Source organism: Betaproteobacteria bacterium (assembly GCA_009377585.1).
Classification (GTDB): domain Bacteria; phylum Pseudomonadota; class Gammaproteobacteria; order Burkholderiales; family WYBJ01; genus WYBJ01.
The window spans coordinates 1-24480 of record WHTS01000018.1 but is presented as its reverse complement, the minus strand read 5'-3'; the positions used below and the strand labels follow the sequence as shown (position 1 = coordinate 24480).

18 protein-coding genes are annotated in these 24480 nt (G+C 66.4%); 9 read left to right on the top strand and 9 right to left on the bottom strand.

Going from position 1 to position 24480, the window contains the following annotated elements:
- Positions 1-5: 5 nt before the first annotated feature.
- Positions 6-1250 carry a hypothetical protein gene (locus GEV05_08620; GenBank protein ID MPZ43449.1) on the bottom strand — a complete coding sequence of 415 codons (1245 nt, stop codon included), beginning with the start codon at positions 1248-1250 and terminating at the stop codon, positions 6-8.
- On the opposite strand from GEV05_08620, the gene GEV05_08615 reads away from it, so the two are divergent.
- From GEV05_08615 to lpdA, 5 genes are all read left to right on the top strand, one after another.
- Positions 1176-3755 (top strand): leucine--tRNA ligase, encoded by a 2580-nt coding sequence (locus GEV05_08615; GenBank protein ID MPZ43448.1) that lies wholly within the window; start codon positions 1176-1178, stop codon positions 3753-3755. The two genes, GEV05_08620 and GEV05_08615, sit on opposite strands and share 75 nt — an antisense overlap.
- An 83-nt stretch (positions 3756-3838) precedes the next feature.
- Complete coding sequence (locus GEV05_08610) at positions 3839-4315, top strand: hypothetical protein (protein MPZ43447.1); 477 nt, start codon at positions 3839-3841, stop codon at positions 4313-4315.
- Between the two features lie 17 nt (positions 4316-4332).
- The gene (locus GEV05_08605) at positions 4333-5373 is read left to right on the top strand and encodes a DNA polymerase III subunit delta (protein ID MPZ43446.1); all 1041 of its coding nucleotides are present in this window, start codon (positions 4333-4335) and stop codon (positions 5371-5373) included.
- 13 nt (positions 5374-5386) lie between these two features.
- Positions 5387-6643, top strand: coding sequence for a glutamate-5-semialdehyde dehydrogenase (locus tag GEV05_08600; GenBank protein ID MPZ43445.1), 1257 nt, complete (start codon positions 5387-5389; stop codon positions 6641-6643).
- Between the two features lie 207 nt (positions 6644-6850).
- Positions 6851-8662, top strand: coding sequence for a dihydrolipoyl dehydrogenase (gene lpdA / locus GEV05_08595; GenBank protein ID MPZ43444.1), 1812 nt, complete (start codon positions 6851-6853; stop codon positions 8660-8662).
- A gap of 161 nt (positions 8663-8823) precedes the next feature.
- Here the strand turns inward: lpdA and GEV05_08590 are convergent, their stop codons facing one another.
- The gene (locus tag GEV05_08590) at positions 8824-9888 is read right to left on the bottom strand and encodes an HDOD domain-containing protein (GenBank protein MPZ43443.1); all 1065 of its coding nucleotides are present in this window, start codon (positions 9886-9888) and stop codon (positions 8824-8826) included.
- Between the two features lie 228 nt (positions 9889-10116).
- Here GEV05_08590 and GEV05_08585 point away from each other — a divergent pair, with 228 nt between their 5' ends.
- Positions 10117-10602, top strand: coding sequence for a hypothetical protein (locus GEV05_08585; protein ID MPZ43442.1), 486 nt, complete (start codon positions 10117-10119; stop codon positions 10600-10602).
- Between the two features lie 127 nt (positions 10603-10729).
- Here the strand turns inward: GEV05_08585 and mtgA are convergent, their stop codons facing one another.
- The 5 genes from mtgA to GEV05_08560 form a co-directional block, all read right to left on the bottom strand.
- Positions 10730-11419, bottom strand: a complete 690-nt coding sequence (gene mtgA / locus GEV05_08580; protein MPZ43441.1) for a monofunctional biosynthetic peptidoglycan transglycosylase — start codon at positions 11417-11419, stop codon at positions 10730-10732.
- Positions 11420-11459: 40 nt separating this feature from the next.
- Positions 11460-12284: a shikimate dehydrogenase gene (gene aroE / locus GEV05_08575; protein ID MPZ43440.1), complete on the bottom strand. Its 825-nt coding sequence runs from the start codon at positions 12282-12284 to the stop codon at positions 11460-11462.
- 51 nt (positions 12285-12335) lie between these two features.
- Complete coding sequence (locus tag GEV05_08570; protein MPZ43439.1) at positions 12336-13226, bottom strand: TonB family protein; 891 nt, start codon at positions 13224-13226, stop codon at positions 12336-12338.
- Positions 13227-13366: 140 nt separating this feature from the next.
- Entirely contained in the window at positions 13367-15235 is a 1869-nt protein-coding gene (locus tag GEV05_08565) for an RNB domain-containing ribonuclease (GenBank protein MPZ43438.1), read from the bottom strand.
- A gap of 191 nt (positions 15236-15426) precedes the next feature.
- A complete protein-coding gene (locus GEV05_08560) occupies positions 15427-15993 on the bottom strand; it encodes an esterase (GenBank protein ID MPZ43437.1) in 567 nt (188 codons plus the stop codon).
- 342 nt (positions 15994-16335) lie between these two features.
- Between GEV05_08560 and ald the strand changes: the two genes are divergently transcribed.
- Together ald and GEV05_08550 are read left to right on the top strand one after the other, a co-directional pair.
- Positions 16336-17445 (top strand): alanine dehydrogenase, encoded by a 1110-nt coding sequence (gene ald / locus GEV05_08555; protein ID MPZ43436.1) that lies wholly within the window; start codon positions 16336-16338, stop codon positions 17443-17445.
- A gap of 108 nt (positions 17446-17553) precedes the next feature.
- A complete protein-coding gene (locus GEV05_08550; protein MPZ43435.1) occupies positions 17554-18393 on the top strand; it encodes an EamA family transporter in 840 nt (279 codons plus the stop codon).
- A gap of 93 nt (positions 18394-18486) precedes the next feature.
- On the opposite strand, the gene GEV05_08545 is transcribed toward GEV05_08550, so the two are convergent.
- Positions 18487-19362 carry an SDR family oxidoreductase gene (locus GEV05_08545; protein ID MPZ43434.1) on the bottom strand — a complete coding sequence of 292 codons (876 nt, stop codon included), beginning with the start codon at positions 19360-19362 and terminating at the stop codon, positions 18487-18489.
- Positions 19359-20336, bottom strand: coding sequence for a tripartite tricarboxylate transporter substrate binding protein (locus GEV05_08540; protein MPZ43433.1), 978 nt, complete (start codon positions 20334-20336; stop codon positions 19359-19361). The genes GEV05_08545 and GEV05_08540 overlap by 4 nt, the downstream gene beginning before the upstream one ends.
- Positions 20337-20711: 375 nt before the next feature.
- Here GEV05_08540 and GEV05_08535 point away from each other — a divergent pair, with 375 nt between their 5' ends.
- Positions 20712-24272, top strand: coding sequence for a helix-turn-helix domain-containing protein (locus GEV05_08535; protein ID MPZ43432.1), 3561 nt, complete (start codon positions 20712-20714; stop codon positions 24270-24272).
- Positions 24273-24480: the final 208 nt, after the last annotated feature.

Genomic DNA, 24480 nt, shown 5'->3' with positions numbered 1-24480 from the left:
CTAGCCTAGCGGCCGACGATACGAGGCTCCGCCACTCCCGGCACGTCTCTGAGGCGCGCAGCCAGCCCCGCGGCTTCGACTTCGCTCGCCAGGTGCCGGATTCCGACGGCATACGAGTAGCCCTCGGCATCCTTCACCGGGCGGATCTGCGCCGGATAGCCCGCCTCGCGCAGCCGGTCGTACAAGGCCAGGGCCTCGGCCTGCGTGGGCGCAAGCGCCAGGTCGACCCGCCAGCGCCCGTTGCGGCGCGCGCCGCCTGCGCCCGGTTGCATCTCGGTCTCCACGGCCCACTTCTGCAACTGCTCCGGCGGGACCGGCTGCACCGGCAGAGGCGGCGCATTCTTCGGCGCGATATAGAACGACAGCGGCTCATCCATGACGAACGCGGCCTCGGTCCCGCGCTGCACGCTGATCCGGCCCTCGATCAGGCACACGATGTCGCGATCCTCGGCGGCCTTGCCCCATAGATCGGTGCCGCGAATGCCGGCGGTGAGGGTGGCGATGCGCACGTCGATCTGACGCCGGCCGCGGAAACGCGTGGCCGCCTGGGTGGTGAACCGGAACGCGCCGCGCAGGACCTCGAGCGCCGCAGTGACGAGCGTGCCTTCGGGCTCGCGTTGCACGCTAAGCCGGTCGAGCGCGAGCTGAGCCTGGCTGCCGAGCTTTATCAGGCTGCCTTCGGGCATGCGCAGGACGATGCGCGCGTCCGCCCCGCTCACCACCCGGTCGCTGTTTCGCAACACCATGCCGACTGCGAGCGGCTCGCGCACGCCCGAGCGTTCCACCCAGGCCGGCGACTGGACGGCCTCGACCGACGGCTGAGCGGCCGCGGGCGCAAGGCCGACCGCGAATATCAGCAGCAAAGCAACGACCGATCGGACCATCGGAAGCTCCCCGGCAACGGTTGCGCGGTCGGACACGATCCGCGGACAAGGCCCGCGTCTGACACGATGCGCGGGCAAACCCGCGTCTGACACGATGCGCGGGCAAAAGCCCGCGCGTGCACGGTGCGTAGCCAACCGCGCGCAGTCTGGGCCAGGCGCATGAAAGCCGCAAGGCAGATCGATATACGCGCGCACGCCGCGACCGGATACAGGCCGGCGCTGAAAGGCCGATGGAGGGGTTGCAGTATAATTTTTGGCTTTGTCGCCTGGCGACCGCCTGCCGAGACCCCCATGCAAGCGCATTACCGCCCCAAGGACGTGGAGTCTGCCGCTCAGCAATTCTGGGCGAGCCGCAATTCGTTCCATGTCGTCGAGGACGGCGGCCGGCCCAAGTTCTATTGCCTCTCCATGTTCCCCTACCCCTCCGGGCGGCTGCACATGGGGCACGTGCGCAACTACACCATCGGCGACGTACTCTCGCGCTACTACCGCATGCGCGGCTACAACGTGCTGCAGCCGATGGGCTGGGATGCGTTCGGGCTGCCGGCGGAGAACGCGGCGATGGCGAACCACCAGCCGCCGGCGCAATGGACCTACGCCAACATCGCCTACATGAAGAGGCAGTTGCAGGCGCTCGGCTTCGCCATCGACTGGGAACGCGAGCTCGCCACCTGTCGCCCGGACTACTATCGCTGGAACCAGTGGCTGTTCCTGCGCATGCTGGAGAAAGGCCTCGTCTACAAGAAGACCGGCACGGTCAACTGGGATCCGGTCGATCAAACGGTGCTCGCCAACGAGCAGGTGATCGACGGCCGCGGTTGGCGTACCGGCGCGCTGGTGGAGAAGCGCGACATCCCGATGTACTACATGCGCATCACCGCGTATGCGCAGGAGCTGCTGCAGGCGTTGGAAGGGCTCCCGGGATGGCCCGAGCGCGTGAAGACCATGCAGGCGAACTGGATCGGACGCAGTCGAGGCATCGAGTTCAGCTTCGGCGTCGACGGCTCGTCCGATCGCATCAAGGTCTTCACGACGCGCGCCGACACGATCATGGGCGCGACCTTCATCGCCATTTCGGCCGAGCATCCTTTTGCCACTGCCAGTGCGCAATCGGATCCGCAGCTGGCCGCGTTCATCGACAAATGCCGCCAGGGTGGCGTGATGGAAGCCGAGGTGGCCACCCGCGAGAAGGAAGGCATGTTCACCGGCCGCTATGCGCTGCATCCGCTGAGCGGCGAGCGGCTGCCGATCTGGATCGCCAACTACGTGCTGTGGGGCTACGGCGAAGGCGCGATCATGGTCGTGCCCGCCCACGACCAGCGCGACTTCGAGTTCGCGAACAAGTATGGGCTGCCGATCAAGCCGGTCATCAAGCCGGCCGCGTTCCTGCTCAACCTGCCGCTCGAGCGCGCCTACGAGGAGTACGGCGTGTGCTTCGATTCGGGCGAGCTGGACGGCCTGGACTTCGCCGCGGCGTCCGAGTTGGTGGCACGGCGCTTGCGCGAAGCTGGAATCGGGGACGAGCGCGTACAGTACCGTTTACGCGACTGGGGCATCTCGCGCCAGCGCTATTGGGGCACGCCCATACCGCTCATCTACTGCGACCAGTGCGGGGACGTGCCGGTGCCGGACGATCAGCTTCCGGTCGTTCTGCCCGAGGATTGCGTGCCCGACGGCAGCGGCAATCCGCTGGCGAAGCGCGCCGATTTCGTTCAGACGACCTGCCCCAAATGCAAGGGCCCGGCACGGCGCGAAACCGACACCATGGACACCTTCGTCGACTCGTCCTGGTACTACATCCGCTACGCCTGCCCGGATGCGCCGCGGATGGCCGACGAGCGCGTGCGCTACTGGCTGCCGGTGGACCAGTACATCGGCGGCATCGAGCACGCCATCCTGCACCTGCTCTATTCGCGCTTCTGGACCAAGGTCATGCGCGATCTCGGCTTGGTTTCCTTCGGCGAGCCCTTCACCAACCTGCTCACGCAAGGCATGGTGGTCGCGGAGACCTATTTTCGCGACCAGGCGGGCGGCAAGATGCAGTGGTTCAATCCGGCCGACGTGGCGGTCGAGCACGATGCGAAGGGCCGGCCGCTCGCGGCCAGGCTCGTCTCGGACAACCAGCCGGTTCGCATCGGCGGCATCGAGAAGATGTCGAAGTCGAAGAACAACGGTGTCGACCCGCAATCGCTGATCGACCAGTTCGGCGCCGACACCGCGCGCTGCTACGCCATGTTCGCCTCGCCTCCGGAACAGTCGCTGGAGTGGTCGGATTCGAGCGTCGAGGGCGTGGCCCGTTTCCTGCGCCGGCTATGGAGTTTCGCGGTCGAGGTGAACGCGCTCGAAACGGTGCCGGCCGCGAGCCCGGCGCTCGATTCGCACTGGGCCGCCGTGCGGCGCGAGCTGCACGGCAACCTGCGCCAGGCCAACTACGACATGGGCCGCCATCAGCTCAACACGGTGGTGTCGGCGGCGATGAAGATGCTCAATGCGCTGGAGCGCGCGCCGAAGCAGCCGGCCGGGGTTCGCGCCCAGGTGCTGCGCGAGGGCATGAGCCTGTTGTTGCGCATGCTCGCACCGATCACGCCGCACATCTGCCACGTGCTTTGGCAGGAGCTTGCCTACGGCGAAGATATCCTGGATGCACCCTGGCCCGAAGCCGACGAAGCGGCGCTGGTCGCCGACGAGCAGGAGATCGTGGTGCAGGTGAACGGCAAGCTGCGCGGCAGCATCCGCGTTGCGCACGGTGCGGCGCGCGAAGTGCTGGAGAAGGCGGCGCTGGAGAATCCCGCCGTGCGCAAGTTCTGCGAGGGCAAGACGCCGAAGAAGGTCGTGGTCGTTCCCGGCCGGCTGGTCAACCTGGTGCTATGAGCATGCGCGAGTGGCTGCCGATCGAGCACGTGCCTGGCGCGAATGGCCGGCGCAGCGAGGACGCTGCGTTCGCCTGCGCGCGAATGCTGTTCATGCTCAGCCTCATGGCGACGCTGGCGGGGTGCGGATTTCATCTGCGCGGTGCCGTGCAATTGCCGTTTCCCAGCCTCTACGTGAACGTTTCCAACGTGTCGCAGTTCGGCCACGAGCTCAAGCGCGCCTTGCGCGCGAGCGACGTGCGCCTGACGGAGAACGCGAAGGAAGCGGCCGCCACCTTGAGCATCCTGAGCGAGCTGCGCGAGCGCCATATCCTCTCGCTCGGCGGCCAGGGGCGCGTGCGCGAATACCAGCTGCGCTACCGGCTCGCCTACCAGGTGACCAACGCCAAGGGGGTGATCACCCCGCCGACCGAGATCGTGCTCAAGCGCGACATCTCCTTCAACGACTCCGAGGTGCTCGCCAAGGAATCCGAGGAAGGGCTGCTCTACCGCGACATGCAGCTGGATGCGGTCCAGCAGCTCTTGCGCCGGCTGGAAGCGACCAAGGTCGCAGGCGGCTAGGACTCTGCCGCATGCGGATCGATTCCGAGCAGCTCCCGCAGCATCTCGCCCGCGGCCTCGGCCCTCTCTACACCGTAGTCGCGGACGAGCCGCTGCTCGCACTGGAAGCGGGCGACCGGCTGCGCGCGCGCGCGCGCGCGCTTGGCTATGCCGAGCGCACCTTGCTGGTGGCCGAGCCGGGCTTCGACTGGGGCGCGCTCGCCCAGGCCGGTGCGAGCCTGTCGCTGTTCGCCCAGCAGCGGTTGATCGAGCTGCGCATCCCGAACGGCAAACCTGGCGTGGCCGGCGCCGAGGCCATCGAGCGTTATTGCCAGGGGCTCGCGCCCGATACCGTCACGCTCGTGCACCTGCCGGGGCTCGACTGGAAAGCCGCGCAGGCAAGCTGGGTGCAGGCGCTGGAGCGCGCCGGCGCTCTGGTCGAGGCGCGCGCCGTGGTGCGCGAACGCCTGCCGCAGTGGCTCTCGGGCCGATTGGCGCGCAACGGCCAGAACGCCGAGCCGGAAACGCTGCAGTTCATCGCCGACCGGGTCGAAGGCAATTTGATGGCGGCATGGCAGGAGGTGCAGAAGCTCTCGCTGCTGTTGCCGGCCGGCAAGCTCGAGGACCAGGCGGTGCGCAAGGCCGTGCTCGATGTCGCCCGCTTCGAAGTCGACGATCTCACCGCCGCCTTGCTCGCGGGCGATCGCGCCCACTACGTGCGGGTCGTGAACGGCCTGGCCGCCGAAGGCGCCGCGCTGCCATTGCTGCTTTGGGCGCTGGCGAACGAATTGCGCGCGACTCACCGGGTCGCAGCCGCGCTCGCTCGCGGCCAGACCATGCCCAATGCGTTGCGCGAAAGCCAGGTCTTCGGTCCTCGCCGCGGCTGGATCGAGCGCGCCGCGCAACGCTGGACGCCCACTCAGACCCAGGCGGCGCTGCTGCGCAGCGCGCACATCGATCGCATCGTCAAGGGCATCGAACGCGGCAATCCCTGGGACGAGTTGCGTGAGCTGGGGCTCGCTTTGACGGCGAGCAAGCCCGCGCGCGCGCCGGCGTCCCGGGCGCGAAGCGCAGTGTAGAATGCCAAGCGCCATGGACATCCAGAACTACATGGTCGGCATCGGGCGCCAGGCGCGGGCGGCAGCGCGCGAGATGGCGCGCGCGGACACCGATACCAAGAACCGGGCGCTCATGGCGATCGCCGCGGCCATCCGCGCTGGAGCCGAGCGGCTCGCCGCGGCCAACGCCAAGGACGTGAAGTCGGCCAAGGCGCACAAGCTCGATGCCGCGGCCATCGATCGGCTGACGCTTGCGCCCGATGTGATCGACACGATGGCGGCGGGCGTGGAGCAGATCGCGCAGCTTCCCGATCCCATCGGCGAGATCAGCGCGCTCAACTACCGGCCCTCGGGCATCCAGGTCGGCCGCATGCGCGTGCCGCTGGGCGTGATCGGCATCATCTACGAATCGCGCCCGAATGTGACCGCCGACGCCGCCGCCCTGTGCATCAAGTCGGGCAACGCGGCGATCCTCCGTGGCGGCTCGGAAGCCGTGCACTCGAACCAGGCGATTGCCGCTTGCGTTCACCAGGGTTTGGGCGAGGCCGGATTGCCTGAGCAGGCGGTGCAGGTGCTGGAGGTGACCGACCGCGCCGCAGTGGGCGAGCTGGTGAGCCTTACCGAGTACGTCGACGTCATCGTCCCGCGCGGCGGCAAGAGTCTCATCGAGCGCCTGATGCGCGAATCGCGCATCCCGATGATCAAGCACCTGCACGGGGTCTGCCACGTCTACATCGACGACCGCGCCGATTTCGACAAGGCGATCCGCATCGCCGACAACGCCAAGACCCAGCGCTACGGCACCTGCAACACGATGGAGACACTGCTCGTCCATCGCGACATCGCCGCGCGCGTGCTGCCGATCCTGGCGCAGATCTATGTCGACAAGGGCGTGGAGCTGCGCGGCGACGAGACCGCGCGCGCGCTCGTGCCGCAGATGCAGGAAGCAGCCGAAGACGACTGGCACGCCGAGTATCTTGCGCCGATTCTCGCCGTGCGCATCGTGGACGGGCTCGAACAGGCAATGGTCCACATCGCAACTTACGGCTCGCAGCACACCGACGCCATCGTCACCGAGGACATCGCGCGCGCGCGCCGCTTCCTGCGTGAGGTCGATTCGAGCTCGGTGATGGTCAACGCATCGACCCGCTTCGCCGACGGCTTCGAATACGGCTTGGGAGCAGAGATCGGCATATCGACCGACAAGCTGCACGCGCGCGGACCGGTCGGGCTGGAGGGCCTCACGTCGCTCAAGTTCGTCGTGCTCGGCGACGGCCACATCCGGCGCTAGCGAGCTTGCGGAAGCTGCGTTGCGCGCTCGCTCCCTCACTTGCAGTGCGCGCATCGGCATGCAGGCCGATGCCGTTCGGCCGGCGCGGACCATGGTCCGCGAATTCCCGGCCTCACCCCCCAACCCCTCTCCCGAAGGGAGAGGGGAGCGCACAGCGTGCAGCGGCTTATTAGCCGCTTTCCGATCGAGATAGAGGCGGGCCGCGCGATGGCGAAAGCAATCGAAGTCCAGGTTCCCGACATCGGCGACTTCCACGACGTCCCGGTGATCGAGGTGCTGGTGCGACCCGGCGACACGGTCGCCAAGGACGACTCGCTGATCGCGCTCGAATCGGAGAAGGCGACCATGGAAGTGCCGGCTCCGCAGGCCGGCAAGGTCGCCGCAGTGCAGGTCAAAACCGGCGACAAGGTCTCGAAGGGCAGCGTCATCGTAACGCTGGAAGTCGAGGAAGCCGAAGGCGCGGAGCCTGCCCGGCCTGTCGAGTCGAAGGCGCCCGCCCAACCGGCGCCGGCGCCTGCTGCGCGCGCCGCAGCCCCCGCGGCCGCGCCTTCAGCGCCAGCGCAACCGCCTGCGCAAGCGCGTCAAAGCCCACCCGCGCAGCGCGAGAAAACCGATCTCCAAACCGATGTCGTCGTGCTGGGCGCCGGACCCGGCGGTTACACCGCCGCTTTCCGCGCCGCGGACCTCGGCAAGAAGGTCGTTCTCGTCGAGCGTTATCCTACCCTGGGCGGTGTTTGCCTCAATGTCGGCTGCATACCCTCCAAGGCGCTGCTGCACATCGCCAAGGTGATCAGCGAGGCTGACGAGGTCGGTGCTGCCGGCATTCGCTTCGGCAAGCCGCAGATCGACTTGGCGAAGTTGAAGGGATGGAAGGAATCCGTCGTCGGCCGGCTCACCAAGGGCTTGTCCGGGCTCGCGCGCCAGCGCAAGGTCGAGGTGGTGCAGGGCGCGGGCAAGTTCGCTTCACCGCACAGCCTGCGGGTCGAGACGGCGAACGGCGCGAAGACCATCGGCTTCGACCACTGCATCATCGCCACCGGCTCCGAATCCGCTCGCATCCCGGGGCTTCCCTACGACGACAAGCGGCTGATCGATTCGACCGGCGCGCTCGAATTGGCGAGCCTGCCCAAGCGCATGCTGGTGATCGGCGGCGGCATCATCGGGCTCGAGATGGCGACGGTGTACGACGCGCTGGGCACCAAGGTGAGCGTCGTGGAGATGATGGAGAGCCTCATCCCCGGTGCCGATTCCGATCTCTTACGTCCGCTCAGGAAGCGCATCGATGCCCGTTACGAGCAGATTCTGCTCGGGACCAAGGTCGCGCGCCTGGAGCCGTCGGCAAAGGGACTCACCGCGCATTTCGAGGGCGCAAGCGCGCCCAAGCCGCAGACCTTCGACGTCGTGCTGTTCGCCGTGGGCCGCCGGCCGAACGGCCATACGCTCGGTCTGGACGCAGCCGGGGTCAACGTCGATGCACGCGGCTTCATCCCGGTGGACCGGCAGCTGCGCACCAACGTCGGTCATATCCATGCCATCGGCGACGTCGTGGGCGACCCCATGCTCGCGCACAAAGCGACGCACGAGGGTAAGGTGGCCGCCGAAGTCATCGCCGGGCACAAGGCTTCCTTCGATGCGCGCACCATTCCTTCGGTTGCCTACACCGATCCCGAGATCGCCTGGATGGGAATGAGCGAGGCACAATTGAATGCCGCCGGCACCGAGTACGACAAGGCGGTGTTCCCATGGGCGGCGAGCGGGCGGTCGCTTGCGATGGGACGCGAGGACGGCATGACCAAGCTCCTGTTCGAGCGGGGCAGCCGGCGGCTCTTGGGCGCTGGCATCGTCGGCCCGAACGCAGGTGAGCTGATCGCGGAGACGGTGCTCGCGCTCGAGATGGGTGCCGAGGCCGGCGATATCGCGCTCACGATCCATCCGCACCCGACGCTTTCGGAGACCGTGTACTTCGCCGCCGAAATCGCCGAGGGCAGCATCACCGATCTCTACCTGCCCAAACGTTAGCAGCTGGAAAGAGGGGTCAGGCTCGGTTTTTTTGGAAAGGGGCCAGGCTCGATTTTTTCGAGATTTGACCCAGGCGCTGGCCCGACAAACTTGAAAATCGAGCCTGGCCCCTTTTTCCTTCGAAAATCGAGCCTGGCCCCCTTTTTCGCTCTTTCGGTGGCCTAGCCTAGCCCGCGCAACGTACGCAAGCGCATGGTGGGCATGGGACGCCCGTCGCGTTCGGCGAGCAGCGTCAGCGCTTCGGTTTCCAGGTCGGCGAAATCGCGTTCGGCGAGTCCGAGAAGCCGCAGCGCGTGCTTCAGGGCCCCGGCCACGCCGGCGCTTTCATGCTCGCCGCGATAGCGATCGATCACCCGGTCGCCGAGCACGCCCAGCGCGATCAGGCGTACGGCCTCGAGCCGGATCGGCGCCGCATCCAGGGCGAGCACGAAGTCCGCGTGATGCCACAGGATCGCGTCGCTCATCTCTTCCGGCAGGTGCCAGTCGCGCGCGAGCACCGCGCCGATCACGGCATGGTCGGCGCCGAAGTGCGCCTTCTCATGATCGGTCACCGTTGCGCTCTCCGGGCAGGCGGCCAGCACCGAGTCGTAGTCGGCATAGCGGCAGATGAGCACGGCGCTGCCGGCGTCGCGGAACAGTCCGAAGGTGTAGGCCTCGTCGCGATCGGCCACACCGAGAGCGCGCGCGAGAAAGCCCGCCGCGGTGGCGAGTTGCGCCGAAGCCTGCCAGAAGCGCGCCAGCACCGGGCGGTCGGCAGACGGGAAGGCATTACGCAGCAGCAAGCCGGCGAGCAGCAGCGCGGTGCGATCGAGGCCCAGATAGCCGATCGCCTGCTGCACCGAGCGGGCCGCGCCACGCAGCCCGTAGGCCACCGAGTTCACGGTCTTGAGGATGCCAGCCGACGCGGCGACATCGCGCGTGACCAGATCGCCGATCCTGCGCACGTTGGGCGCCTCGGCGCGCACTTCGCGCGAGATCTCGGCCAGAATCCCGGGACATGAGGGCAGCGCAAGCTTGCGCACGCTCTCTTCGGCCCGCTCTTCCAGCCGGGCGAGTTCCAGTTGCGTCATTTCCATGGCGATTGCGGGCGGCCAAACGGCTGGAATTTCGATCCCCTTGTTACGGCCGTCCGGGTCGGCCACTGAAGGGCCGCGTCGCAAGCCTTCCCGCTTCAGCGCACGGTGCAGCCGTCGAGCCATCGCTCGGGCCGCAAGTCGATGCAACATCGGACTTCGAATCCTTGGGATGTAATTGGGGATGTAATTGGGGATGTAATTGGGACGCACACCATTTCGTCCCTCGTACGTAGTCCTTCACACAGTCGTTAGTCGAAAATTGTGTGCGTCCCAATTACCCGCGGGCCAACGACCGGCGCGGCCAATTACGGCGTCATCGGCGGCCGTTGTCGCGTAAGCTGTGCGCCGACCGCCCGACCAAATACGGGGAGGTGACTCATGAAGCGCGGCTGGATTGCATTCATCGCGGGTGGCTTGCTGGGCGTCGCGGCAGGCTTCGCCCTCGGCATCTTCGTTTATCCCTATCTCTTTCTCGCCGACATCGTCGCCACCGAGACGCTCGACCGGCAAAGCGCCGGCGCGCTCGTGGCGCAGGGCCGGTTCATCCACGCCAACCCTTCGGACCCGATCCACTACGGCAAGGGCAGCGTATCGGTCTACCGGGACCTGCTGCACCTGGAATCCGATTTCGAAGTGGGCCCAGGACCGAAATTCCACGTCTACCTCGTGCCCGAGGCGACCGTGACGACATCGACCCCGGTGGCACAGACGAAATTCGTCGATCTCGGCCGGCTCAAGGCCTTCAAGGGCAGCCAGAACTATCCTGTGCCGGCCGGGGTGAATCTCGCCGACTATCCGCACGTGGTGATCTGGTGCGAGCAGTTCGGCGTGCTCATCTCGCCGGCGCGCCTGGCGTTCCGATAGTTTGGATGCGACCACCCCGCCTCCTTCGCCAGCACCCCTCCTCGACGAGGAGGGGAAGATTTCGGACTCCCCTCCTCATCAAGGAGGGGCTGGACGCGACAACGTCGCGGACGGGGTGGTTGCAGGCTTACGGAACCTGTGCCGAGCCCATCCGGCCGAGGATGATCCGCGTCTTGGTATGCAGCCACGAAGAGCGGCGATGGCTGTCGTAGAAGCGCGGGTTGGGCACCATCGAGGCGAGCCGTGCCGCCTGCTGGGCGGAAAGGCGCGCGGCCGAAATGCCGTAGTAATGCCGCGCCGCCGCCTCGGCGCCGAAGACGCCGTTGCCCCACTCGATCACGTTGAGATAAATCTCGAGGATGCGGCGCTTGTCCATCATCGTCTCCAGCATCACGGTAGCGATCGCCTCCTGCGCCTTGCGCAGCGCCGAGCGATCGCTGGACAGGAACAGATTCTTGGCGAGCTGCTGCGAGATGGTGGAGCCGCCCGCCACCACCCGCCCGCGCTTCATGTTCTTGGCGTGCGCCTCCTGGATCGCCTCCCAGTCGAAACCCTCGTGATCGAGGAATTTCGCGTCTTCGGCCGCCACGATCGCGCGCTTCAGATGCGTCGAGATGCGCTCGTAGGGCACCCATCGGTGGCGCAGCTCCGCTTTCGGGTTCTTTTCGCGCAACCGCTCCAGGTGCTGCTGCATGAACGCCGTCGTGTCCGGATTGTGCTCGACCCACCACCACACGTGACCGAACACCCACAGCTCGTAGACGAGCACGATCCCCAGTGCGACCCCGAGCAGGAACAGAGCCGAGCGCCAGAGCAAGCGGAACATCGAACTTGCGCGTGCAGCCCTGGCCCGACGCTCAGCGCGCAGCCGCACGCAGCATAGCGAGCACCGGGCGCGTATCCGGGCGAATGCCGCGCCAGACGTGGAACGATTCGGCCGCCTGCTCGACCAGCATGCCCAGGCCGTCGGTCGCGATCGCGGCGCCGCAATCGCGCGCCTTGTCGAGGAACGGCGTGTTGCCGCCGGGCGCATACACCATGTCGTAAGCGGCGCACTCGGGCGCGAACACGCTGCCTGGAACGGGCGGCACCAGCCCTTGCAGGCTGGCCGAGGTCGAATTGATCACCAGCTCGAAGCCCATGCCGTTCAGCTCGTCGTAGCCGCGCGCGCGCACGTTGCCGAAAAGTCCGAAGCGCTCCTGCAGCGCCTGCGCTCTTGCCATGTCGCGGTTGGCGATCACGATAAGGCGCGCACCGCGTGCGATCAAGGGCATGATCACACCGCGCGCCGCGCCGCCCGCACCCAGCAGCAGGACCCTGAGACCCTGCAGGCGCAATTGCAGGTTTTGCTCGAGATCGCGCAGGAGCCCCGCGCCGTCGGTATTCTCGCCGCTGACCGCGCCGTCGGTGAAGGTGAGCGTATTGACCGCCTGCGCGAATTTGGCCCGCTCGGACACGCTCCGGCAAGCGGCTGCGGCTTCCTGCTTGAACGGCACGGTGACGTTCATCCCCTTGCCGCCGTGGGCGATGAAGCGGCTGAGCTCGGTGCGAAAGCCGCTGCGCGGCGCCGCCAGCCGCACGTACACGATGTCCTGCCCGGTCTGGCGAGCGAATTCGGCGTGGATCTGGGGCGACTTGCTATGGGCCACCGGGTTGCCGATGACGGCATATCGGTCGGGCATGGGACGATCAGGCGATCTTGTTGTATGAAGCCCTGCGGGCAGGCAGTGCGGCTATTCTGCCTGGAATTGATCGGCCAGGGTGAAGCTCCAGGTGCGCGTGATGGAGAGGATGTCGGTATCGCGTGCGATGTCGGGCGGGAACGGCGCGAACGGCGCGGCCAGGCGCACGATCCGCACGGCGGCTTCGTCCAGGACCTGCTTGCCCGAGGAGCGGCTGATCTCGACATTCTCGAGGCTGCCGTCGAACCGGATCTCCACCGACACCAGCAGGTTGCCGTAGATGCCGCGCGCCGCCGCGGGATAATTGAGCTCGCCCACGCGCTCGATCTTGCTGCGCCAGTCTTCGATGTAACGGGCGAAGCGGAACTCCTTCGCGCGCGCACCGATGAACGTGCGCCGCGGGCGCTTTTGGTAAGCCTCCATGCTGCGGCTCACTTGAGCCTCCAGCTGCACCATTTCGCGGCTTGCGTTCAGGATATCGGCCGCGCTCGGCGTCGGCGGCTCCGGGCGCACCTCGCTCGGCGCTTTCGGTTGCGCCATCGCGACCGCGGGTGCAGGCTCGTGCGCCTGGGTCATCACCGGCTGCGGTTCCTGCTTGCGTGGCTCGGCGCGCTCCCTGCGCATCGAAACGTCGGGCTGGGGCTCGGGCCGTTTCACTACCGGCAGCGGACTTTTCACGCGCCGATCGGCGTCGGTGTTGCCGCCGCCGTCCAGGTTCGCCTGGGCGAGAATGTCGGGCGCTTTAGGCGCAGCCTCGGTGCGCGCATTGACAAGACTGACGATCAGCGGCGTGCTGGCCGCATCGAGCTTGCTCGGCGGCCGGATGCCGACCAACGCCACCACCAGCGAGTGCACCAGTAGCGACACGAGCAGCGCCACCTGCAACCGCGTCTGCGGATCGCGCAGGGAAGAGGCATGGAACCAGCCGGAAAGCGACGGCATGCTCAGATCGAAGCGCGGCGGCGGCACCCGGTTGGCCACGTGTCCCATGCTGCCATTGTATGCATGTTCGACCTCACCGTCATACAAATGACTTGCCAAACAGGGGTTTAATTCCGAAACAGGAGAGCAAGGGGCGACTTTTAAGCAACGACCGGCGCGGCATTCCCCACCGCCAGGCGCTGGCGGAACTCGCATGCCACCGACAGCTCGATCAGATCCACCGCGCCGACCGCCAGCTCGACCCGCGTGCCAGCCGGCATCTCCGGCACCGAGGCAACGCGCAGGACCAGCGGCAGCCGCTCCAGCCGCACCAGGCTGTCGCGGATGACCCGCGCGGTCAGCGTCTCGGCTGCCTCCTGCACGATCCAGCGCAGGCACCAGTAGCGCTCCATCTGGCGCTGGAAGTCGGCATAGATTTCGTATGCCAGCTCGAAGTCCCGCATGGCGGCGAACAAATCTTCGCTGTTGCGCGCGTAGACCGAAGACTCGCCCCGAACGAGCGCGACCAATTGGCGCTGGTTCATGAGATCGACGTAGCGCCGCAGCGGCGAGCTGGCCCACACGTAGTGCGAGACGCCCAGCCCCTGGTGGGGCGCGGCCGCGGTGCTCATCTTGACCCGGCCCTCCTGCTGCGAGCGGAACACCCCGGGCCAGTCGCGCTCGTCGAGCAGCTTGCCCCAGTGGCTGTTGACCAGGATCATGAGCTCCGAGACGACCTTGTCGATCGGCAGTCCGCGCTTGCGCTCGACGATCTCGACGTGCTCGCCGCCGACGCGGAAGCTGTACTCGGCGCGCGGCTCGCGGGTCGCATCCGGCCTGCCACGGTCCGCCTCCAGGCGCTGCGCCCAATCGTGCAGCTTGAGCAGTTGCGCGCCGAACGCGTGTTCGACGCGGCGCGCGCGCACCGCGCCTTCGTTGAAGACGTGCTCGAGCGTATCGTGCCGCAGGTTGGCCTCGATCCATACCAGCTCGACGCACGACTCGGTCGCGACGATGTCGAGGGCGGGCGAAAGCTCCGCGTAGAACGACAGCGCGGGTACCGCCTTGCCAGCCGCCAGCGTATAGCGCTCGATCGCCTCCGGCGGCAGCATCGTGATCTTGTCGCCCGGCATATAGACCGTCGAAAGCCGCCGGCGGGCGATCCGGTCGAGCTCGGATTCGATCGGGATTCCGAGCACCGGCGCCGCGATGTGCACGCCAGCCCGCACGCTCCCGTCCGCGCGCTCGACCAGCGAAAAGGCATCGTCGATCTCGGTCGTGTCCGCATCGTCGATGCTGTAAGCGGGCGCCTGCGCGCGCGCTAGATCGACCGGAAGCGGCGGCAGCGGCGCGACTGGGAGCTCGGTCCCTTCCGGGAAGTGCTCGAACAGGAAGCGGTCCAGGTGGTAGTGCGCGCTGGACGGCAGCGCGCCGCAGCGTTCGAACAGCTTTGCGGGCGTGAGTCTGAGCGCGGCGCAGGCCGATTCGAGCGCTTTCGCCTCGATCGTGTTGCGGTCCGGCTTGTAGAGCAGGCGCGCGCGCACGGGCTCGAACTCCGCCGGCAGGCGGCCGGCGAGCAGCGCGTCGACGTAGCCTTGCTGCAGCTCGGCCTGGCGCTGCTTGCGTTCGATCGCCGCCAGTGCCGCCTTCAAGGCATCCTCGGGTGCGGCCTTGTAGCGGCCCTTGCCGCGCCGATAGAAGTACATTGGCGCCGAATGCAGCTTCAGCAGCAACGCAGTGGCTTGCAGGGCACTGGGCTTCTGGCCGAAGTATTCTTCGGCCAAGCTCTCGAAACCGAACTCGTCCTCGCCGCAGCACTGCCAGACGAAATCGATGTCGATCGCGTCCGCCAGCTCCTGCGCCTGGGCGAGAAAATTGCCCAGCGGGCTCGCCTCGAAGCGCAACAGCACGGCTGCGGCCTTTGCCTTCGTGCGCTTGCCCGATGCGGTCTCGACCTGCAAGGAGGTGCCGTTGTCGGCCAGCACCGTGCCGACCTTGAAGTCGCCTTGCTCTTCGAACAGGAGATTCATTCAGGCTGCGAGGGATCCGGAATCGGGAACAGGTGCCGCGAAGACGCAAAGACGCGAGATTCTACCAGCCGCCTTGTTGCGCTCAGCGCGGATGCCGGCCAGCGCGCGCAGATCAAACCGCGATCGTTCGAGAGTTGCTCACCTCATGGCCGTACTGTCGCGGCAGATCGACGATCGCACCTGCGCCGCGATCATTCGAGACCGAAGTCGATCACGGCGTCGAGATAGCGGGTGAACTCGGCGAAACCGTGATCGCCGCCGGCATGGACGATCCGGCGCGCCAGAGCGAACCGCGCGAGCGCCACCCGGCTGTCGAGCACCTCGTCCTCGCTAGCGATCACCAGCAGGTAGCGCTCGGGCCGCGTGATTGCGTCGACATCGAGCGCACGCAATTCCTCCAGATGCGCCGCCGTCAGCTCGTATTGCGCGCCGGAATAGAGGTTGCGCTGCGCCCCGAGCTCAGTCGCCAGCAGATCGGCCGGACGGATCGCCGGATTCACCAGCACCGCGCGCACTCCGTAGCGCTCGGCGAGCCAGGTCGCGTAATGGCCGCCCAACGAGCTGCCGATCAGCGTAACGTCGCGCGCGGCGTGCTGGCCGATCAGCGCTTCGGCCGTTGCAACGGCTTGTCGCGGCCAGTGCGAAAGCGCGGGCGCGACGAAATCGTCGCTGCGGCCCCGCTCGGCCAGGCGCTGGGCCAGAGCGCGCGCCTTGAACGAATGCGGCGAGCTGTTGAAGCCGTGCAGATAAACAAACATGAAGCTTTGTTGCGCGTCAGTACCCTGTTTCCATAAATAGGGCAGCGAATGGATTTGCCAGTGTTAGCTGACATCCTACGTTGCCGAATTTACCAACCGAACGACTTGGCAAGCACTTTCGTTGACAAGGGCAGGTAGCCGGTGCTTCAATCAAATCATGCAGATAGCCTCGCACGCAAGCCGTTCGAAAGCCTCGCCGCGGTGACCACACGGCGTAGCCGCGCGGACCACGTGATCGAGCCGCTGCACGTCGAGGGACGCATGTGCATCGGTCGAAGCCTCGCGCGCGTGGGCGCTACGCCGACCTCGAAATCGACCCTGCTCCAGGGTCGGTGCTGACCGATGCGTGTCGGCGTCCCCAAGGAAACCAAGACTCACGAGTACCGTGTCGGGCTCACGCCTTCGAGTGTCCGCGAAGTCGTCAGTCACGGCCACGAGGTGCTGGTCGAGCATGCAGCCGGCCTGGGCATCAGCGCATCGGACGCTGATTATCGGCGTGCCGGCGCGGTCATCGTCGATAGTGCCGAGGAAGTGTTCGCGCGCGCCGAGCTGATCGTCAAGGTCAAGGAGCCGCAGGCAGCCGAGCGTGCGCGTCTGCGCGAAGGCCAGGCGCTTTTCACTTACCTGCACCTCGCTCCCGATGCCGAGCAGACCCGGGAGCTCGTTGCGAGCGGCATCACGGCCATCGCGTACGAAACGGTGACCGCGCTCGGCGGCGGATTGCCGCTGCTCGCACCGATGTCGGAAGTCGCCGGTCGCATGAGCGTGCAGGCGGGCGCGCGCTGCCTCGAACGCGAGAACGGCGGCATGGGCATTCTCCTGGGCGGCGTTCCGGGCGTGCCGCCGGCGCGGATCGCCGTGCTGGGCGGCGGCGTAGTCGGCTTCAACGCCGCGCAGATCGCGATCGGAACCGGCGCGCAGGTGGTGGTGATCGACCGCGACATCGAGGCGCTGCGCCGGCTCGATCGGTTGCTCGGCGCGCGCGTCGTCACCGTTTACTCCAACCGCGACAACATCGAGCGCCAGGTCAGCGCCGCCGATCTCGTCATCGGCGCGGTCCTGATCCCCGGAGCGGCCGCGCCCAAGCTCGTGTCGCGCGAGTTCGTGCGCCGCATGAAGCCGGGCTCGGTCGTGGTGGACGTGTCGATCGACCAGGGCGGCTGCCTGGAAACCTCGCGCCCGACCACGCACGCCGACCCCACGTATGTCGTCGACGGCGTTGTGCACTACTGCGTTACGAACATGCCGGGCGCGGTGCCGCGCACCTCGACCTACGCGCTCAACAACGCCACGCTCACGCATGTTCTCGCCCTCGCCGATCTGGGCTACCGGGAAGCGTTGATGCGCGATCCGCACCTGCGCGCCGGGCTCAACGTGCACAAGGGCCGAGTGACTTGCCGCGAAGTCGCCGAGGCGCTCGGTTACGACGCGCTCGATGCCTTGCGCAGTTGAGCGGTGGGACCAGCTCTTGACGCTTGCAGCGGCGACGGCGGGTGGTGCCTTCTCGACGAAAGTCATGGACCAAGTGGAACGCAATAAGCAAGAACTGACCCCCACGTGATGACGCTGGGCGTGACGGCGGCGGTGCTGGCTGCGGCGTTGCTGCACGCGACCTGGAATGCGCTCATCAAGGCGAACCAGGATGTGGTTTTCGATACGGCGCTCGTGGTGGCCGGCGCGGCGCTGGTTGCGGCGCTGCTGCTCCCGTGGCTGGCGGCGCCTGCGACCCCGAGCTGGCCCTACCTCGCCGCCTCCGCGGTCGTGCATCAAGGCTACTTCGCCCTGCTCGCCGCGGCCTATCGGCGCGGCGACCTGAGCTTCGCCTATCCGCTCATGCGCGGGCTGCCGCCGCTGCTGGTCGCGCTCGGCGGGATCGTGCTCCTGCCCGATCCGCGCTCGGCGTGGCTCTGGAGCGGCATCGCCGCGATCAGTCTGGGCGTGCTTTGGATCGGTGGGCTGCATCCACGGCAGTTGCTGACGCGAATGCGCCCAGCCGCATTCGCAGTGGGCAATGCTTTTGTCATCGCGGCCTACACGCTCATCGACGGCATCGGCGTGCGGCTCTCGGGCAGTGCCGTGAGCTATGGACTGTGGCTCTTTTTTCTCATCGCCTGGCCGTATGCCGGCGTCGCGTTGTGGTCGCGGCGCGCGGCGCTCGGTGCGCACCTGCGGCGCCATTGGTGGCGCGGGCTCCTCGGCGGCACGCTGAGCATCGCGGCCTATCTCATCGCGCTTTGGGCGATGACGCAGGCGCCGATCGCCGCGGTGGCAGCACTGCGCGAGACCTCCGTCATCTTCGCGGCCGTCATCGGCGCATGGCTGCTGAAAGAGCCGTTCGGGCGTCATCGCATCGTCGGCGCATGCCTGGTCGTCGTCGGTATCGCGCTGCTGAAGGCTTGACGGGCACCTCCGAACCCTTGCGTCAGATCAAAAAGGCGTCGTGTCGGCGTTGTTCGCTTTGCGGTCGATCCTCGCAAGCTCACGCCGCTCCCGCTACCAGCTGCGCAAACCGCCGCCGTCCACGCATAGCACCTGGCCGGTGGTGTAAGCGCCGAGCGGCGCGGCGAAGCAGAGGATCGCATGCGCCACTTCCTCCGGCGTGCCGAGCCGATGCATCGGGATGTGCACGTTGCGCGGCGCGAGGAACTCATCCATCGTCTTGTCCGGCGCCCAGCGCGCGCGGCTCTTCTCCGTTTGCGAGGTGATGATGCTTTCGAGCGCGACCACGTTCACGCGGATGCCGTCCCCGGCGAGCTCGAACGATAGCGCCTTGCTCAAGTTCATCGCAGCCGCAGCGGCAACGCCCGAGCTCACCACGCGCGGCGGCTGCTGCTTGCCCTTCATCGAAACGACGTTCACGATCGAACCGTAACGTTGCTTCCGCATCCACGGCAACACCGCGCGCATGGTGCGCACCAGCGCCAGCACCTTCTGCTGGAACGCGTTCAGAAATTCCTCGTCGGCCATCTCCTCGAAGCGGCCCGGCGGCAGCGGCGCGCCGCCGAGCGGATCGACCGCGTAGACCTGCTGGCGCGAGCCGGTAGCCTGGCGCTGCTCCGAGCCGCCGGCGTTGTTGACGAGGATATCGATGCGCCCGAAGTTGTTGCCGACGCGATCGACGAACGCCTTCATCGCTTCCGCATCGAGGATGTCGGCCGCGATGCCGACGACTTCCGTGCCGTGCTTGCCTGCGATCTGCGCGGCGGTCTCGTCCAATGCCTTCTGATCACGCGCGCAGAGCGCGAGCTTCGCGCCCGACGCAGCGAAAAGCTCGGCCGTCGCGCGCCCGATGCCGCGCGTGCCGCCGGTGATGATCGCCACCTGTCCGTCCAGTGATCCCACGATGCGCTCTCCTCGAATGAACGTCATTTCGCCATGCCGAGCTCGGTCAGCAGCGCCTTGAGCTCGTCGTGCTCTTCCTTCAGGCGCTTGCGCATCTCCGCGCTCTTGGCAAAGTTGGCGCTCCAGTGATTGCGCTCGAGATCCTGCTTGAACTCCGATGTCTCGACCACCGCGGCAAAGACGTTCTCCCAATAGGCGATCTGCGGCACAGTCAAGCCGCGCGGGCCGACCATTCCACGCCAGTTCGCGAACTGGGCGTTCGCTCCTTGTTCGCGCCAGGTCGGGACCGACGCGAGATCTCCGGGCAGACGCGTAGGCGAGCCGATCGCGACGATGCGCACCTTGCCGGCGCGATGCTGCGGCACCGGCGCAGCCGTAGTCGAGCTCATGACATCGATATGCCCGCCCAGCAGTGCCGTAATAGAGTCGCCGCCCGACTTGAAAACCACCGTCTTGAGACGCTTCGGATCGATGCCCGCGGCCTTTGCGGCCAGCGCGAAGCCCAAGTGCCCGCCACCTCCGACGCCGGGGATGCCGATCGTGAGCGAGCCGGGGTCGGCCTTGAGGCGCGCGAGCAACTCCTTGCCGCCCTTGATGGGCGAGCCGGCAGCCACGCTCGCCACGATGTATTCGTCGAACAACATCGCAAGCGGGGTGAGATCTTCGTAAGTGATCCTCTGCAGCCCCGTGATCGGGTTGGTGATGAGCGGCGTGGTCGACAGCATGATGTAGTGCGGGTCGCCCACATGCTGGTTGAGGTACGCGTAGCCGAGCGCGCTGCCGGCGCCGGGCTTGTTCACGACCGTGGAAGCGACCTCGATGAGATGATTGCTTTCGATCAGTCGATGAACAGCCCGCGCGGAACGATCCTGACCGCCTCCGGGCGAAGTGCCGACGATGATCTCGACGTTCTTTTGCGGTCTCCAGCTGGTTTGGGCCCATGCCGATGGGGCGAGCGCGAGCGCGCACAGTGCCCAGCTGATGAACAGCAATCCCTTCATCGGAACCCCCTTTTGGTAGCCATCGTTCGCGGGCGAGCCATCGTCCGCATCGCGCCGCGCCTATACTGCCCGAAAACAATCCACATTGAACCAGCCCGCCGCGGCAGTTTGTCGCCCGGCCGGGCCGTGGTTGACGAGGGCGAGTCGATCGTGGATGCGGATTCCGCGAGCGCGCCTCAACGTCGAACCAGGAACGTGAGGTCGTCGCGCCGTTTGTGCCAAGGTGACGCGCTGAGCACGAATGGGACTCCGATCTGTGGAGAGTGGTCGCTAACTCCGTTCGTCCACAGCATTCAATTATGGCCGGCGCCTTGCGATTGATCATCGCGTATAGCATTTGCTATATTGCAAACCAAATAACCACGCGATCATGTGATGATGCCTGCGGAAATAAGAAATCTCCGGAAAGCGCTGGGCCTTACCCAACAGTCGCTCGCCGCCTTGCTCGGGGTTTCGTTTGCCACCCTCAATCGGTGGGAAAACGGCCAGGTGCACCCGTCCCGCCTCGCCCTGGGAAAACTGCAGGCCCTGCAGAAGAACGGAGCGCCACCGTCCACTGATCCGCCGCTCAAAATCATCGAAGCCGCGCGCTCCGAGACGCGACTGGACTTCATGGGCGATGCGAATCGGCTCAGGGTCCTCGTCGAGGGCGAGCGACTGAGCTACGGGCATCTCTTCAATCCGGCGTTCGGCGCGGAAATCAGCGAGATCGATCCGCTGCCGCATCAGCGCATTGCCGTTTACGAACGAATGTTGCCGCAGCCGCGCCTGCGCTTCCTGCTGGCGGACGACGCGGGCGCCGGCAAGACGATCATGACGGGCCTCTACGTTCGCGAGAGCCTCAGCCGCCGTACCATTCGGCGCGTCCTGATCGTCCCCCCGGCCGGCCTGGTGGGAAACTGGGCGCGCGAGCTACGCAAACTCTTCCAGTTGCGATTCCGCATTGCGACCAGCGCGGATGCCCGCAGAGCCAATCCGTTCGCCGGTCCGGACAGCGACCTCGTCATCGCGAGCGTCGATTCCCTGCGCGCCGACACGCTCTTCAAGGCCCTTGGCGAGCCAAGCGTGCCGCCGTACGACCTGGTCGTGTTCGACGAAGCGCATAAGCTCTCGGCCAATCGCGACAGCGACGGTACGTTTCGGCCGACCGACCGCTATCGTCTCGCCGAGGCGCTCGCGGGCGTGCGCGATACGCCGGAAGACTGGCGCCTGCCCTGGAGCGCGCATCATCTGCTGCTCCTCACGGCAACGCCGCACATGGGTAAGGAGTATCCCTATTACTGCCTGTGGCGGTTGCTCGAGCCGGACCTGTTCAGCACCGAGACCGCATTCAAGCTATTCCCGGCCGACGCCCGGCCGCGTTACTTCATGCGCCGGGTCAAGGAGGAGATGGTCGACCTGCGCGGCCAGCCGCTCTATCCGGTGCGCATCTGCGACACCCATAGCTACGACTTGAGCCAAGGTCCGGTCAGCGAGCAGACGCTCTACGACGAAACCACCAAGTACATCCGCCACTACTACAACCAGGCGCGGCTGCTGAATCGCTCCGCCGCGCGCTTCGCGATGACGGTCTTCCAGCGCCGTCTGGCAAGCAGCACCTGGGCGCTGTTGTGCTCGTTCCGCAGACGCCATGAGCGACTGGATGCGCTCATCGACGACATCCAGTCCGGCCGCATCCCCGAGGAGCAATTGCGCGAGCGCCAGCGCAAGCTCGATCGGCAGCTGCGCGATGCCCTGAACGACAAGTCCGCGGACGAGGAATCGACCGAGGGCGGCATCGAGGAACACGAGAAGGACGAAGCCGAGGCGCTGGGCGCGTTCATCGCGACCACGTGTGCAGAGCTCATCGACGAGCGCGGCCGAGTCCGCGAGCTGATCCGTCTGGCGGAGCGCGTCAACGATCGCAGCCAGGAGTCGAAGTTCGAGAAGATGCGCGAGCTGCTGCGCGATCCGCGCTTCGCCGATCAGAAGATCATCATCTACACCGAGCATCGGGACACGCTCGAATTCCTGGTGCGCCGGCTGGAAGCCATGGGGCACGCGGGCCAGGTGGCCTTCATCCATGGCGGGCTCGACTATCAGCAACGCGACGCGCAGGTCGAGCGATTTCGGCGGCCGCACGAATCGTCCGGGGCGGAGGCCGGTGCCCGATTCTTCGTCGGGACCGATGCCGCGGCCGAAGGCATCAATCTCCAGTTCTGCTGGGTGCTGGTCAATTACGACGTGCCCTGGAACCCCGCCCGGCTCGAACAGCGCATGGGCCGTATCCACCGCTATGGCCAAAAGAAGGACCGTGTCGTCGTGCTGAATCTGGTCGCGGGCAGAACGCGCGAAGGCCGGGTCGTCAAGACGCTGCTCGACAAACTCGAGGATATCCGCGTCGCACTCGGGTCCGACAAAGTCTTCGACGTGATCGGACGGGTGTTCGAAGATTTTCCTCTCACCGACTATTTGCAGAAGGCGATTCTCTCGGATGACGCGGCGGATCGAGAGGCGATCGAGCTCGCAGGCCAGTTGACGATCGAGCAGGTTCGCGCGATCGCAGCGCGTGAGGAGGCAATCTACGGTAAGGGCGGCGAGGTCGTGGCTCAGCTTGCGCGGCTCAAAGAAGCCCTGAATATCGAAGAGATGCGCCGGCTCCTGCCTGGTTACGTCCGCCGTTACCTGGAGCACGCGGCGCCGGAGATCGGAGTGGACCTGATCGGCGATCTCGATTCGGAATTCTTTCTCCGCGCCCGCACGCGCGGCGCCCTCGATGGCGTATTGCCGCTGATCGAGAGCTACCCCGACTCGGCACGCAGCCGTCTGACCGTTTATCGGCCCGACGACAAGCGCGATGCCATATTTCTCCACCCCGGCGAACCCGTGTTCGATCGCCTGTCCGTTCTGGCCATCGAGCGCTGCCGCTCGGCAGGCCGGCAGGGCGCGGTGTTCACCGATCCGTCCGCGACCCAGCCGTATCTCTTTCATGTCGCGCGCGTGAGCGTTGTGCGTAGTGCCGACCACGACTTTGCATCGTTGCATCGAGACGAAGTGATGGACGAGCGATTGATCGGCATCCGCCAGTTCGCGGACAACCGGATGGTAGAGGCGCCGGTCGAACAACTGCTACTGCTGAAGCCGGGGACGAAGGTCGATCCGGCGGCCGTGCCGTTCCTGGCACAAGGGGACGCGTATCGGGAGGCCGCATACCAATACGCGCGCGATGCGCTGCTCGCGCAGCTATGCGAGCTGCAGACGCTGAGCGCTCGCAGCCGACTCGAGCAGACGGAAGCGTATCTGCGCCGCGCCTATGATTACCAGGAATCCGAGCTCGCCTCGGCCCGCAAGCGCTATACCGATCGGTCTCGGGGCGGAGACAAGAAGGCCGATGAAGAACTGGATCGGATCAAGCTGCAGCAGCGCGGACTATCGGATCGACGCGAGCTTGCCATCGCGCAAGCTCGACGCGAAGTCGAGCTCATCGGCTCTGGCAGGGTCGAGATCATCGCGACCGCGCTGGTACAGCCCTCGAATGCCATCGAAGATATCAAGGCCCGCGATGCGCAGGTCGAGCGGATCGCGATGGAGCTGGCAATCGCGCATGAAGCCAGCCTTGGCGCGGATGTCCGCGATGTATCCACGCCCGAAAAGGCCCGTGTCGTCGGGCTTTCGGACTATCCGGGATTCGACCTGCATTCGAAACGTCCCGATGGGAAGATCCGAATGATCGAGGTCAAGGGCCGGACTGGCGCCACGCACATCGAATTGTTGGAGAACGAATGGGCACGTGCCTGCATTCTGCGCGAGAAGTATTGGCTTTACGCCGCATTCGATTGCGATTCGGCGACGCCACGCTTGTTCCGCGTCCAGGACCCGTTCGCCACCCTCCTCGCGAAGGCTCGCGGCAGCGTGGTGGTCAACTATGGGGACATCGCCCGATCGGCGACCGAGTAAGTCGGAGTAGGAATGACGGTCACCCATCACCCCCTCCACAGATCCGTACGAGCGGGATTACCGCATACGGCTCCTGCCTTGGGTCGTGACGATCAGACGCTGGTTGGGGTAAGGGTGGCAGATGCGTGCGGGAGGCAACCAGTGCGCGATGAGCCGGCGCATACGGGTCCAGCTCAGATGGTGGGTCTGGCTGCGGCGGCACAACGTG

Coding starts and splice junctions, on each gene's coding strand:
- GEV05_08615 (MPZ43448.1), top strand. CDS start 1,176: ATGCAAGCGCATTACCGCCCCAAGGACGTGGAGTCTGCCGCTCAGCAA.
- GEV05_08620 (MPZ43449.1), bottom strand. CDS start 1,250: ATGGAACGAATTGCGGCTCGCCCAGAATTGCTGAGCGGCAGACTCCAC.
- GEV05_08610 (MPZ43447.1), top strand. CDS start 3,839: ATGCTGTTCATGCTCAGCCTCATGGCGACGCTGGCGGGGTGCGGATTT.
- GEV05_08600 (MPZ43445.1), top strand. CDS start 5,387: ATGGACATCCAGAACTACATGGTCGGCATCGGGCGCCAGGCGCGGGCG.
- lpdA (MPZ43444.1), top strand. CDS start 6,851: ATGGCGAAAGCAATCGAAGTCCAGGTTCCCGACATCGGCGACTTCCAC.
- GEV05_08590 (MPZ43443.1), bottom strand. CDS start 9,888: ATGTTGCATCGACTTGCGGCCCGAGCGATGGCTCGACGGCTGCACCGT.
- GEV05_08585 (MPZ43442.1), top strand. CDS start 10,117: ATGAAGCGCGGCTGGATTGCATTCATCGCGGGTGGCTTGCTGGGCGTC.
- aroE (MPZ43440.1), bottom strand. CDS start 12,284: ATGCCCGACCGATATGCCGTCATCGGCAACCCGGTGGCCCATAGCAAG.
- GEV05_08570 (MPZ43439.1), bottom strand. CDS start 13,226: ATGCCGTCGCTTTCCGGCTGGTTCCATGCCTCTTCCCTGCGCGATCCG.
- GEV05_08565 (MPZ43438.1), bottom strand. CDS start 15,235: ATGAATCTCCTGTTCGAAGAGCAAGGCGACTTCAAGGTCGGCACGGTG.
- GEV05_08560 (MPZ43437.1), bottom strand. CDS start 15,993: ATGTTTGTTTATCTGCACGGCTTCAACAGCTCGCCGCATTCGTTCAAG.
- ald (MPZ43436.1), top strand. CDS start 16,336: ATGCGTGTCGGCGTCCCCAAGGAAACCAAGACTCACGAGTACCGTGTC.
- GEV05_08550 (MPZ43435.1), top strand. CDS start 17,554: ATGACGCTGGGCGTGACGGCGGCGGTGCTGGCTGCGGCGTTGCTGCAC.
- GEV05_08545 (MPZ43434.1), bottom strand. CDS start 19,362: ATGACGTTCATTCGAGGAGAGCGCATCGTGGGATCACTGGACGGACAG.
- GEV05_08540 (MPZ43433.1), bottom strand. CDS start 20,336: ATGAAGGGATTGCTGTTCATCAGCTGGGCACTGTGCGCGCTCGCGCTC.
- GEV05_08535 (MPZ43432.1), top strand. CDS start 20,712: ATGATGCCTGCGGAAATAAGAAATCTCCGGAAAGCGCTGGGCCTTACC.